General features: G+C 51.7%; 12 protein-coding genes. 11 read left to right on the top strand and 1 reads right to left on the bottom strand.

Features of this window, described 5'->3' with window-relative positions; translation table 11 throughout:
* Window positions 1–93 precede the first annotated feature (93 nt).
* Genes hisG through hisC form a run of 3 tightly spaced genes read left to right on the top strand, consistent with a single transcriptional unit; the run spans window position 94 to window position 3,280 of the window.
* Window positions 94–945, top strand: a complete 852-nt coding sequence (gene hisG, locus BMY63_RS00525) for an ATP phosphoribosyltransferase (protein ID WP_091914041.1) — start codon at window positions 94–96, stop codon at window positions 943–945.
* A gap of 20 nt (window positions 946–965) precedes the next feature.
* On the top strand, window positions 966–2,249 hold the full coding sequence (gene hisD / locus BMY63_RS00520; RefSeq protein WP_091914039.1) for a histidinol dehydrogenase: 1,284 nt from the start codon (window positions 966–968) through the stop codon (window positions 2,247–2,249).
* Window positions 2,246–3,280, top strand: a complete 1,035-nt coding sequence (hisC, locus tag BMY63_RS00515) for a histidinol-phosphate transaminase (RefSeq protein ID WP_091914037.1) — start codon at window positions 2,246–2,248, stop codon at window positions 3,278–3,280. The genes hisD and hisC overlap by 4 nt, the downstream gene beginning before the upstream one ends.
* A 33-nt stretch (window positions 3,281–3,313) precedes the next feature.
* Here hisC and BMY63_RS00510 read toward each other — a convergent pair whose 3' ends face one another.
* Complete coding sequence (locus tag BMY63_RS00510; protein WP_091899242.1) at window positions 3,314–3,733, bottom strand: hypothetical protein; 420 nt, start codon at window positions 3,731–3,733, stop codon at window positions 3,314–3,316.
* Between the two features lie 377 nt (window positions 3,734–4,110).
* On the opposite strand from BMY63_RS00510, the gene BMY63_RS00505 reads away from it, so the two are divergent.
* The 8 genes from BMY63_RS00505 (at window position 4,111) to BMY63_RS00470 (ending at window position 13,109) form a co-directional block, all read left to right on the top strand.
* Window positions 4,111–5,421, top strand: a complete 1,311-nt coding sequence (locus BMY63_RS00505; RefSeq protein WP_091914035.1) for a GH25 family lysozyme — start codon at window positions 4,111–4,113, stop codon at window positions 5,419–5,421.
* 11 nt (window positions 5,422–5,432) lie between these two features.
* Window positions 5,433–5,762: a DUF4491 family protein gene (locus tag BMY63_RS00500; protein WP_091914032.1), complete on the top strand. Its 330-nt coding sequence runs from the start codon at window positions 5,433–5,435 to the stop codon at window positions 5,760–5,762.
* Window positions 5,734–6,204 (top strand): 23S rRNA (pseudouridine(1915)-N(3))-methyltransferase RlmH, encoded by a 471-nt coding sequence (gene rlmH / locus BMY63_RS00495; RefSeq protein WP_091899239.1) that lies wholly within the window; start codon window positions 5,734–5,736, stop codon window positions 6,202–6,204. Before BMY63_RS00500 ends, rlmH begins: the two co-directional genes overlap by 29 nt.
* A 142-nt stretch (window positions 6,205–6,346) precedes the next feature.
* Complete coding sequence (gene thrA, locus BMY63_RS00490; RefSeq protein WP_091914030.1) at window positions 6,347–8,788, top strand: bifunctional aspartate kinase/homoserine dehydrogenase I; 2,442 nt, start codon at window positions 6,347–6,349, stop codon at window positions 8,786–8,788.
* Window positions 8,789–8,871: 83 nt separating this feature from the next.
* Complete coding sequence (locus BMY63_RS00485) at window positions 8,872–10,134, top strand: cofactor-independent phosphoglycerate mutase (RefSeq protein WP_091914028.1); 1,263 nt, start codon at window positions 8,872–8,874, stop codon at window positions 10,132–10,134.
* Between the two features lies 1 nt (window position 10,135).
* On the top strand, window positions 10,136–11,455 hold the full coding sequence (gene thrC / locus BMY63_RS00480) for a threonine synthase (RefSeq protein ID WP_091914027.1): 1,320 nt from the start codon (window positions 10,136–10,138) through the stop codon (window positions 11,453–11,455).
* Between the two features lie 21 nt (window positions 11,456–11,476).
* Complete coding sequence (locus BMY63_RS00475) at window positions 11,477–12,028, top strand: RNA polymerase sigma-70 factor (protein WP_091899235.1); 552 nt, start codon at window positions 11,477–11,479, stop codon at window positions 12,026–12,028.
* 115 nt (window positions 12,029–12,143) lie between these two features.
* The gene (locus BMY63_RS00470; protein WP_091914902.1) at window positions 12,144–13,109 is read left to right on the top strand and encodes a FecR family protein; all 966 of its coding nucleotides are present in this window, start codon (window positions 12,144–12,146) and stop codon (window positions 13,107–13,109) included.
* The last annotated feature ends 14 nt before the right edge of the window (window positions 13,110–13,123 follow it).

Raw genomic sequence — 13,123 nt, 5'->3', positions numbered from 1 at the left:
TATCTATCAAAAACGCTGCAAAAGTACGGATTTTCTTGCACATTCACACATTTTTGAGTAAATTTGCACACATTTTAATCAGACTTTAACGATATGTTACGTATTGCAGTACAATCCAAGGGACGTCTTTTCGACGATACCATGAATCTGCTGAGTGAGGCAGACATCAAGGTCAGTGCATCGAAGCGTACCCTTCTGGTCCAGTCATCAAATTTCCCGTTGGAGGTGCTATACCTTCGCGATGATGATATCCCTCAGAGTGTAGCCAGCGGTGTGGCAGACATCGGTGTGGTAGGCGAGAACGAGTTCGTAGAGCGCGGCGAGGATGCCGACATCATCTCACGACTCGGCTTCTCCAAATGTCGTCTGTCGCTTGCCATTCCCAAAGAGATCGACTATAAAGGTGTGGAGTGGTTCAATGGCAAGAAGATTGCCACCTCCTATCCTGGCATCCTCAAGCAGTTCATGCAGGAGAAAGGAATCAATGCCGAAATTCACGTCATCACAGGTAGTGTAGAAATCAGCCCAGGCATTGGTCTGGCCGATGGTATCTTCGATATCGTCAGCAGTGGTTCTACCCTTGTCAGCAACAACCTCCGCGAGGTTGAGGTGGTGATGCGTAGCGAGGCGTTGCTCATTGGCAACAAGAACCTCTCCGACGAGAAGCGTTCCATTCTGGAGCAAATGCTCTTCCGTTTCAAAGCCGTGAAGGATGCTGAAGACAAGAAATATGTGCGCATGAATGCGCCCAAGGCTCGTCTGCAAGAGATTATCGACGTGCTGCCAGGTCTGAAGAGTCCCACCATCATCCCTCTGGCCGATGAGGAATGGTGCTCTGTTCACACCGTACTCGACCAGAAACAGTTCTGGGAGATTATCGGCAAGCTGAAGGAGATGGGCGCACAGGGCATCCTCGTGACCCCGATTGAGAAAATGATATTATAAGCATTACACAGACCAAGAAGATGAATATCATCAGATATCCAGAGAAAAGTGAGTGGAGCAAACTTGTGGAACGTCCGCATCTGGATGTGTCGCAGTTGAACGAGACAGTAGCCGCAGTACTCGCCGACATCAAGAAGCGTGGCGATGATGCCGTCAAAGGCTATGAATTGAAGTTCGACCATGTCGACCTGCCCTCAATCGTCGTCACAGACGAAGAGATGCAAGAGGCGGAGACGATAGTCAGTCAGGAACTGAAAGAAGCCATCCAACTGGCCCATGACAATATTCTGGCTTTCCACGAGTCACAGCGTTTCAGAGGAAAGAAGGTGGAGACCCGTGCTGGCGTGACCTGCTGGCAGAAAAGTGTCGCTATCGAGAAGGTTGGTCTCTATATCCCAGGAGGTACAGCCCCACTCTTCTCTACTGTTCTGATGCTGGCCACTCCAGCAAAGATCGCAGGCTGCAAGGATATCGTACTGTGTACGCCTCCCAACCGCGAGGGCAAGGTGAATCCCGCCATTCTTGTGGCTGCCCGTATCGCAGGTGTGAATAAGATCTTCAAGGCTGGTGGTGTGCAGGCTATCGGAGCGATGGCCTACGGCACAGAGTCAGTACCAAAGGTATACAAGATTTTCGGACCAGGCAACCAGTATGTCATGGCAGCCAAGCAGCAGGTCAGCCTGCACGATGTGGCTATCGATATGCCTGCAGGTCCGTCAGAGGTCTGTGTCATCGCCGATGAGACCGCCAACATCGAGTTCATCGCCGCCGACCTGCTGTCACAGGCAGAGCATGGCATCGATTCACAGGTGTTCCTCATCACGACATCCGAGCAGGTCATCCTCGACGTCCAGGCTGAGGTGAACCGTCAACTCGAACTGCTCCCACGCAAGGAGATTGCCGCCAAGGCCTTGGAGAACAGCCGACTGGTTCTGGTACACGACCGTAAGGAGGCCATTGAACTATCCAACGCCTATGCACCTGAGCACCTGATCATCCAGACGGCCGATTATGAAAAGCTGGCAGAGAAGGTAATCAATGCAGGCAGTGTGTTCCTCGGCGAATATGCCTGTGAGAGTGCTGGCGACTATGCCAGTGGCACGAACCATACCCTTCCCACACACGGATATGCGACCGCCTACAGTGGGGTAAACCTCGACAGCTATTGTCGTAAGGTAACCTTCCAACACCTCACGGCAGAAGGTATCCAGAACATAGGAAGAGCCGTTGAACTGATGGCAGCCGCCGAACAGCTCGATGCACACAAGAACGCGATGACCGTAAGAATAAACAGTTTGAAATGAAACCTTTACAAGAACTAGTTCGACCAAACATATGGGCACTGGCACCCTATAGCTCTGCCCGCAATGAGTATGCAGGGCGCGAGGCACGCGTGTTCCTCGATGCCAACGAGAACCCCTACAACCAGCCTTTCAACCGCTACCCCGATCCGCTCCAACTGGAGTTGAAGGAGGCCCTCTCTAAGGTAAAAGGCGTACCTGCCGAGAACATCTTCCTCGGCAATGGTAGTGACGAGCCCATCGACCTGGCATACCGTTGCTTCTGTCAACCAGGTATCGACAATGTCGTCGCCATCGAACCAACCTATGGTATGTACAAGGTCTGTGCAGACATCAACGATACAGAGTACCGTCCCATCCTGTTAGACGAGCACTACCAGATAACGGCCGAAAAGCTGTTGGCTGCCGTCGACGAGCACACGAAGATCATCTGGCTTTGCTCTCCCAACAACCCCACAGGCAACAGTCTGCGACGTGAGGAGATCGTCAAGGTGATTGAAGGCTTCGAGGGAATCGTCATTGTCGACGAGGCATATAGCGATTTCTCGGCAGTAACGCCATTACGCTCAGAACTGTCCCAATATCCCAACCTGATTGTGCTGAACACCATGTCTAAGGCATGGGGATGTGCAGCCATCCGACTCGGTATGGCTTTCGCCTCAAAGGAGATTATCGCCATTTATAACAAGGTGAAATACCCCTACAACATCAACCAGCTCACACAGAAACAGGCATTGGAGGCACTGAAAGACCCCTACGAGGTAGACAACTGGGTGAAGATTCTCCTACAGGAGCGAGGCAGAATGGTCGACGCTTTCGCACTGCTTCCCATCTGCGAGAAGGTATACCCCACAGATGCCAACTTCTTCCTGGCCAAGATGACAGATGCCCAGAAGATCTACGACTACCTTGTCGATCGGGGTATCATCATCAGGAACCGCAACCGTGTACAGCTTTGTAAGGACTGTCTGCGAATTACCATTGGAACGAAAACGGAGAACAACGAACTCCTCGCTGCCCTCCGTCAGTATTAATACAGAGTCCCCTCCCATTCAGAGGGGATTCTTCTATTTCTTCGCTTTCTTAGCCAACTTCTCCGCTCTCAGTTGGGCCTTCGTGGCCTTCACCTGAGCTTTCTCGGCAGCAAGACGCGCCTTGTCTGAACCATCAATAGCAGCCTTCTCTGCAGCCTTCTGCGATCTGGCAATAGCTTTCTCCGCATCCTTCTGAGCCTTGTTGGCAGCCTTCACCGCATCATTGTGCTTCTTGATGGCACGCTCCTTTTTCTTGGCCTCTTTCTCGGCCTTCTTCTGAGCCTTTTCTTTCTTCTCAATAGCTTTCTGCTGCTTCTTAGCGGCCTTCTCTGCCTGGAGGGCAGCCTGCTGCTCCTGCTGCTGCACCGGATTAGTAATCACATCCTGAGCATATGCAACTGTGCACCAGCTCGTCATGGCCAAAACAACCATCATCATCAAAATCTTTTTCATAAGTCAAATCAATTTAATGGTTCTAATATACTACTATTTATATCCAGAAACGACTTGCTTCAACTCGTTTCCAAGTGCAAAGATAATGAAATCCATGCATAGAACAAAGAGATTTTGTTCTTTTTATGATGTTCCTCTTAGAAAACTTTTACTTTCCTCGGAGGAAAGTCAGACTTTCCTCCGAGGAAACTGTCATTTTGCTCCGACCCTTTTTGACAACGACACAGATACGGGAGCCATTGCGAACAAAGAACAATTCCTGATGCTGCATTTGTCCAATTGTCCAATTGTCCAATCAAGGCTGAAAAAATTCAAAAACCACCACGAATTATTCGTATCTCTCGGTTATTTTCCGTACTTTTGCACTCGTAAAAAGAATGAAGAAGATTATCTTGTATATCACCCTGCCCTTCATCGGGCTGATGATTGCCAATCTGTATATCCGCAAGCCTGCCTATACGGGCATGCGCCTGAGCACAGACATCGCATCGCACATGCTGTTCGACAGTACGCTGACGGTGCCATCGGCCATCGACGATGAATTGCGCTATTACTTCGAGCGGCATAACGTGGAGGACGAGGGCTATGAGATGGTTGTGGCATTTGCCAATGGCAGACGGCACCTCGTAGAGGTCAGCTCCTACGTGCCCGTGCGAAACATCGGCACCTGGAGAGATTACCAACGTGAGGGGTCGGCACTCCTCCTCGACGCTGAAGGAAGAACTATCATAGGAACCTGCCATGCCGACACCGTAGAGACAGGTGTCCGTATCGACTCCATAGGTACCTACATGGGCGATTTCAGTCAGACAAAGGCTCACGGACATGGTGCCTACTATCGTCCCAACGGAGACTATGCCGAGGGGCACTGGGAAAACGACCGTCAGCACGGCTTCGGACTGGAACTGTTGCAGCCTGACGACGGGGAGCCTCATCTGCGCGTGGGCGACTGGACCGCAGGACGGTTCATGGGCGAGCGCATGAGATATACCACCGAGCGTATCTATGGCATCGACATTGCGCGCTATCAGCACGGCAAGGGGCGCAAGGTGTTTCCCATCCGTTGGGATCAGATGCGTATCACCTGGCTCGGCAAGAAAGGCAGTCGTAACGTGAGCGGCACCGCCGACTACCCCGTATCGTTCTTGTATATCAAGTCGACCGAGGGTACCACCATCCGCAACAGATACTATGCTGGCGACTACGTGCAAGCACGGAAACACGGCATCCGTACGGGTGCCTATCACTTCTGGTCAGTACGCACCAGCGGTGCAGATCAGGCACGCTTTTTCCTGCAGAACACACGTTTCAGCAAGGGCGACCTGCCGCCTGTGCTCGATGTGGAGCCCAGCGACGCGCAGATACAGCAGATGGGCGGCATCGATAGGATGTTTCAGCATATCCGCATATGGATGACCATGGTACAGCGCAAAACGGGTGTACGCCCCATCTTATACATCAATCAGATGTTCGTGAACAAGTACCTCTCACTGGCTCCAGACATCAAGCGCGACTATCGCGTGTGGATAGCCCGTTATGGGGAGTACAAGCCTGATGTGCGACTGACCTACTGGCAGCTCTGTCCTGACGGCAGGGTGGCTGGCATCCATGGCGAAGTGGACATCAATGTGTTCAACGGCTACAAAAGTCAGTTCGAGAAATTTATTGAAGAAGAAACAATAAAATAAACACGAAAAATATGTATTTTACAGGTATCACCATCGCACTCATGACTTTCCTGACTATCGGCATCTGGCATCCGATTGTCATCAAGACCGAATATTATTGGGGCACTCGTCCGTGGGTGGTCTATCTGCTAGTGGGCATTGCCTGCTGCGCCACCGCCCTGTTTGTAGAGAATGTCTATGTATCGTCGTTCCTCGGCGTGTTTGGCGCCTCTGCTCTCTGGGGCATCGGCGAACTGTTTGCCCAGAAACGACGCGTAGAAAAAGGCTGGTTCCCCATGAACCCGAAACGTAAGGACCAATACCCCCAGAAAGATGAAGACCCTACTGATACTCGTGGGTAAGACCACCGACAAGCATTTCCAGGCAGGCATCAGTGACTATGTGGAGCGCATTGGTCACTATATGCCTTTCGAGATCGTGACCATCCCGGAGTTGAAGAACACGAAGAGTCTGTCGGAGGAACAGCAGAAGACGGCCGAGGGTGATCTGATACTCAAGCAGACGCAGCCGTCTGACACGGTGGTACTGCTCGACGAGCACGGCAAGGAGTTCCGTAGCATCGAGTTCGCCCAGTGGCTCGAGCGGAAACGGAACACGGCACGACGTCTTGTCTTCGTCGTGGGAGGTCCCTACGGTTTCTCCCCTGCTGTCTATGCCCGTGCCAACGAACAACTGTCGCTGTCGAAGATGACCTTCTCGCACCAGATGATACGACTCGTGTTTACGGAACAGATATACCGTGCCTGCACGATCATCAAGGGTGAGCCCTATCATCATGAATAAACATTCAACAAAACAGACAAAAAGCACAGTTTTTTACGATTTTATTTTGTTATTCACGCAATTTGCACTACCTTTGCAGCGCTGAGGGAACAAGACCCCACTTGTCAAGGGGTACCGTCAGTAAGATAAATTGCATAGGAATATGAAAGTAATGAAATTCGGCGGAACGTCCGTAGGTTCCGTAAAAAGCATTCTTAGCTTGAAAAAAATTGTGGAGACAGAGGCTCGGACGCAACCTGTCGTAGTAGTAGTAAGTGCACTTGACGGCATCACCGACAAACTGATCGCCACATCGAAGATGGCCAAGCAGGGCGATGAGCACTATCGTGAGGAATTCGACGCGATGGTGACGCGCCACCACCAGATGATCGAGGCCATCATCTCTGATGACAAAAAGCGCATAGACTTATTCAACAATGTAGATCAGCTCTTCGACCAATTGAAGAGTATCTTCTACGGTGTGTACCTGATCCACGACCTGTCGAAGAAGACCGAGGACACCATCGTATCATACGGTGAGCGCCTCAGCTCGCATATCGTGGCGGCGATGATCAAGAACGGTGTGCGCATGAACAGCCGTGACTTTATCCGCACGGAGAAGAAACAAGGTAAGCACGTGCTCGACACAGAGCTGACGACACAGTTGGTGAAGGAGACATTCAAGAATCTCAACGACAAAACGGTGTATGTCGTGCCTGGCTTTATCGCCAGAGACCGCGACAGCCACGAGACCACCAATCTGGGACGTGGCGGCTCGGACTATACGGCTTCAATCATTGCCGCTGTGCTGAACGCTGATGTGCTGGAGATCTGGACGGATGTCGACGGCTTCATGACAGCCGACCCGAAGGTCATCAAGAGTGCATATACTATCAACGAACTGTCGTATGTAGAGGCGATGGAGCTCTGTAACTTCGGTGCCAAGGTCATCTATCCACCGACCATCTATCCCGTCTGCATCAAAAATATACCCATCAAGGTGAAGAACACCTTCAACCCAGAGCACCCAGGTACACTGATCAAGGATCATATTGAGAACGATCAGAAGCCCATCAAAGGTATCTCAAGCATTAAGGGCACCACACTGATCACTGTGACGGGTCTGTCGATGGTGGGCGTGATTGGTGTAAACCGCCGTATCTTCACCACCCTGGCCAACAAGGGGATCTCTGTGTTCATGGTGTCACAGGCCTCTTCAGAAAACTCAACCTCTATCGGTGTGCGCGACGAGGATGCCGCCGCTGCCGCAGAGGTGCTGAACGCAGAGTTCGCCAAGGAGATTGAGACAGGTGCAATGTTCCCCATGCAGGTGGAGAGCGGTTTGGCCACCATCGCCATCGTAGGCGAGAACATGAAGCAGACACCAGGTATCGCTGGTAAGCTGTTCGGCACACTGGGCCGCTCAGGTATCTCCGTGATTGCCTGTGCCCAAGGCGCCTCCGAGACGAACATCTCGTTCGTAGTAGACGGCAAGTTCCTGCGTAAGTCACTCAACGTACTCCACGACTCGTTCTTCCTGTCAGAATACAAGGTGCTCAACATCTTCATCTGTGGTATCGGTACCGTAGGTGGCATGCTGCTTGAACAGATCCGTACCCAACAGCAGTTCCTCATGCAGTCACGTCGACTGAAGCTGAACGTTGTGGGTATCTCGGATGTCGATAACTTTGTGCTCGACCGCGACGGTATCGACCTCGACAATTACGAGAAAATCCTACGTGCAGGCTATCCTGCCAATACAGACCATATGCGCGACGCGATCGTGAAGATGAATATCTTCAACTCGGTCTTCGTAGACTGTACCGCCAGCAAACAGATTGCTACGCTCTACCAGACATTCCTGGAGCATAACATATCCGTGGTGGCTGCCAACAAGATTGCCGCATCAAGCGACTATGACAGTTACATGAAACTGAAGCAGACGGCCCGTGACCGTGGCGTATGGTTCCGCTATGAGACGAACGTAGGTGCCGGTCTGCCTATCATCGGCACCATCAACGACCTGTGTAACTCGGGTGATAAGATTCTGAAGATTGAGGCGATCCTCTCTGGTACGCTGAACTTCATCTTCAATGAGATTGCGGCCGACGTGCCCTTCTCTGAGACAGTACGCCGCGCCAAGGAACAGCGTTATTCCGAGCCCGACCCACGTATCGACCTGAGCGGTACGGACGTGATCCGTAAGCTCGTCATCTTGACACGTGAGGCTGGCTACAAGGTGGAACAGGAGGATGTAGAAAAGCATCTTTTCGTGCCTGACAGCTACTTTGAGGGCAGCATCGACGACTTCTGGAAGAGACTGCCTGAACTGGATGCCGACTTCGAGGCACGCCGCAAGGTACTCGAGGCCGAGGGTAAGCGCTGGCGCTTCGTGGCCACGATGGAAAACGGCAAGACAAACGTGGCCTTGAAGGAGGTTCCACAGAGTCACCCGTTCTATCCCCTCGAAGGCTCTAACAACATCGTACTGCTCACCACCGAGCGCTATAAGGAGTATCCGATGCTCATCCAAGGCTATGGTGCAGGAGCGGCCGTGACAGCAGCTGGTGTATTCGCGAACATCATGTCAATTGCAAACATCTAAAATGATGAATTATCGTGCAAGCCGAAGGCAGAAAGCTTGCTTTATGCTGAGGTACAGCCGATGATGCATAAAAACGAAATTTTATGAAACACATCATTATATTAGGTGATGGTATGGCAGATCTTCCCGTCGAGCGACTCGGTGGGAAGACCTTATTGCAATATGCCCATAAACCAATGATGGACCTGTTGGCGCGCGAAGGTCGCACGGGTCGACTGGTCACCGTACCTGAGGGATTTCCTCCAGGCTCTGAAGTGGCCAACACAGCCATCCTGGGTTATGATCTGAATAAGGTATATGAGGGACGCGGTCCGCTTGAGGCAGCCAGCATCGGCTACGAGATGGCCGATGACGACCTGGCCATCCGCTGTAACATCATCACCCTCGAGGATGGGAAGATCATCACGCACAACGGTGGTAACCTGGAGACTCAGGATGCCGACGTGCTGATCAGATACCTGAATGAGAAATTGGCCAAGCCTATTAACGAACGGGAAGGTTGCGAACGGGTGAAGTTCATCACGGGCATCCAGTACCGTCATCTGTTGGTTATCAAAGGTGGCTCGAAGCATATCGTCTGCGCCCCACCCCACGACCACCCCAACGAAGAATGGCGCGGATTGCTGGTAAAGGCGGAGGAAGGGGCTCCCGTAGAACCAGGACGTCTGACGGCTCAGCAGACCGCCGACCTTATCAACGAGATGATTCTGAAGTCGCAGGAGTTACTGGCGGCACATCCCTTCAACCAGGAGCGTGCCAAGCGTGGTGAGCGTCAGGCCAACAGCATCTGGCCTTGGAGCGGCGGCTATCGGCCCTCTATGCAGACGCTCCAACAGCAGTTCCCGCAGATCAAAAAGGGTTCTGTCATCTCTGCCGTAGACCTCATCAGAGGCATCGGCCACTACGCCGGACTGCGTATCATCGAGGTGGAAGGAGCTACCGGACTGGCCGACACCAACTATGAAGGTAAGGCAGAGGCAGCTATCAAGGCCTTGAAAGACGAGGACTTCGTCTTCGTACATGTGGAAGCCAGCGACGAGGCTGGACACGACGGTGATCTCGAACTGAAGCTGAAGACCATCGAGTATCTCGACCAGCGTCTTATCACACCAATATATAAAGAGGTGGAGACCTGGGACGAGCCCGTATGCATAGCCATACTCCCCGATCATCTCACGCCCGTAGAGATGCGCATCCACGTTGGACAGCCCGTACCTTTCCTGTTCTGGTACAGAGGTATCGAGCCCGACGAGGTGCTGCAATACGACGAGGTGAGCTGCGTCAGTGGAAGCTATGGTCTGCTGAAACTTCAGGAATTCATGCAAGAACTAATGAAAATAGAATAAGATGAAATATTATAGCACTAACCAACAAGCGCCCACCGCCGACCTGCATAAGGCTGTGGTGAAAGGACTGGCCGAGGATCGTGGTCTCTATATGCCAGAGAAGATCAAGAAACTGCCGAAGACTTTCTTCGACACGATCGAGACCAAGACCTTCCAGGAGATTGCCTATACCGTTGCCGATGCTTTCTTCGGCGAGGATGTGGATGCAGCCTCCCTGAAACAGATTGTCTACGACACACTGTCCTTCGACTGTCCCGTGGTGCAGGTTAAGGGGAATATCTATACCCTGGAGCTCTTCCATGGTCCTACACTCGCCTTCAAGGATGTAGGCGCGCGGTTCATGGCCCGTCTGTTGCAGTACTTTATTCGGAAGGAGACAGAAGTCGGGAGTCAGGAGAAAGGGGAAGTGAATGTGCTGGTGGCGACATCCGGCGATACAGGCTCTGCCGTAGCCAACGGCTTCCTGGGCGTAGAGGGCATCCATGTGTATGTGCTCTATCCGAAAGGGAAGGTATCACCCATCCAAGAGTGTCAGTTCACAACGCTCGGCAAGAACATCACCGCCATTGAGGTGGACGGTGTCTTCGACGATTGTCAGGCGCTGGTCAAGAACGCCTTCATGGACGCAGAACTGAACCAGCACATGAAACTGACATCGGCCAACTCGATCAACGTGGCCCGTTTCCTGCCACAGGCATTCTACTACTTCAACGCCTATGCCCGGATGAAGGAACAGGGCAAGGCCGATAACCTGGTGATGTGCGTGCCCAGCGGCAACTTCGGTAATATCTGTGCCGCCCTCTTCGGACATGAGATGGGTCTGCCCGTCAAACGTTTCATTGCAGCTAACAACGCCAACGATATCTTCTTCAAATACCTGCAGACAGGCAAGTATGAGCCTAAGGCATCGAAGCAGACGCTGGCCAACGCTATGGACGTGGGCGATCCCTCGAACTTCGCCCGTATCTACGACCTCTATGGCAAGAGTCATGAGCGTATCACCGCTCTCATCAGCGGTGCCACCTACAACGACGACCAGATCCGCGAGACCATGCGTCAGTGCTACCAGGAGACGGGTTATATCCTTGATCCACATGGCGCTTGCGGCTATCAGGCATTGGCAGAAGGACTGGCTGCCGATGAGACGGGTGTGTTCTGTGAGACCGCCCATCCGGCTAAGTTCAAGGAAAAGGTCGACGAGATTGTCGGCATCGACGTGGCAATCCCCGACCGTCTGGCAGCCTTCATGAAAGGAACGAAGCAGAGTGTCCCCATGACAAAGGACTTTGCCGACTTCAAGAAGTACCTGCTGACCCAGTAAGGATCACGTTATCGACAAGATATGCAAGACAGTTTCGAACATTTCTATGTCGGCTGGTATTCTCGCGCCAAGCATTTTGCGCAGGAATATGTCCTCGTCGAGAAAGACGCGGAGAACATTGTTCAAGATACTTTCCTGAAGATCTATGAACAATGGGACTCGTTCGACGAGGACATCAACCTGACAAGCTACCTTTTTACGAGCATCAAGAACAGATCGCTGAAGATGCTACGCAGGAATCTCGTCGCAGAGAAGGCCAAGTCGAGCATACAGAAGCAGTATGTCTTGGAAACGAAACTGCGTTACGACTCCTTGGAGGCATTCAATACAGCTTTCTCCGACGAAAAGAGTATAGAGGATCTTCTCTACGAGGCCATAGAGAAGCTGCCTCCGAAATGCCGTGAGATCTTTGTGATGAGTAAGCTTGAAGGTAAGAAACAGGCACAGATAGCACAGGAACTGGGCATATCGATCAACACCATCGAGGTTCAGATTGGAATAGCCTATAAAAAACTGCGACAAGAGCTGAAAGACTATGTTCCGCTCCTGCTCTTTTTATTCCCTACGATCTAAGCCGTTACCATATTTTGGTTTTTTAAGGTTTTTAATCGACAGACTCTTAGTGGATTTCATGACAAAGAAGGTTATATATACAGAATGAGGATAAAATACAAGCTGTATGGATAGTATGGACGAAAGGATTATCAAGTATTACGAGAACGAGCTGAGCGAGACAGAACGTATGGAACTGCTCTGTGATGCTGAGAACGACCCCGACTTGAGAAAAGAGATGACAGACTACCAGAATGTCAGGGCTCTTACCAACCTGCATGAATCGCTCAAGGACGAGGATGCAGGCAACCAAAGCTATCGGTTGTTTATGGGCAACCGTCGCCGTCAGCAACATAAGATCGTCAGACTTCAGATCCTGCGCTATGCCGCCGTCTTCCTCTTCGGAATCCTGAGTACATGGATCGCCTACAGCCTCCTTCAGCCATCATCCTCCAACACCATCGCACAGACACTGACAGTGCCCGACGGACAGCGTGCCCACATCATCCTGCCCGATGGTAGTTCGGTATGGGTGAACGCGCATTCTACGCTCCACTACCCCTCTGCCTTCGGAAAGGAACGTAAGATAGAACTCTCGGGCGAGGCTCTCTTCGATATTGTGAAAGACGATAAACACCCGTTTATCGTCACAACGCCCAACAAACATAACGTCAAGGTGATGGGCACCTACTTCAATGTCTTCGCCTATCCCAAGGAGCCGCTCTCGGTATCTCTGCTGAGAGGAAAGGTTGGCGTCTATCAGAGTGACAACGAGAGTCAGGTTACGATCCTGCTTCCCAACCAGAAGCTGACAGAGACCGCCAATGGTTATGTGGTCAGTGCCATCGAAGAGAACCCCATCCTGTGGAAAGATGGCATCTATTCCTTTAATAAGCAGCGTATGGGATCGATCATCAAGAAGCTGGAGCTCTATTACGACGTCAAGATTATCGTGAAGAATCCGGCCATCTCTGATCTTGAGATATCCTGTAAGTTCCGCCAGCGTGACGGTGTGATGGAGATCCTACGCCTCATGCAGAAGGTTCATCCATTCCAGATACAGAAAGACGACGAGAAGAATGAGATCATGCTTTACCAATAGTCTCTTCCAGGTCT

This window comes from Prevotella aff. ruminicola Tc2-24, from assembly GCF_900110895.1.
GTDB lineage: Bacteria > Bacteroidota > Bacteroidia > Bacteroidales > Bacteroidaceae > Prevotella.
This window is presented reverse-complemented; position numbering and strand designations above follow the sequence as displayed.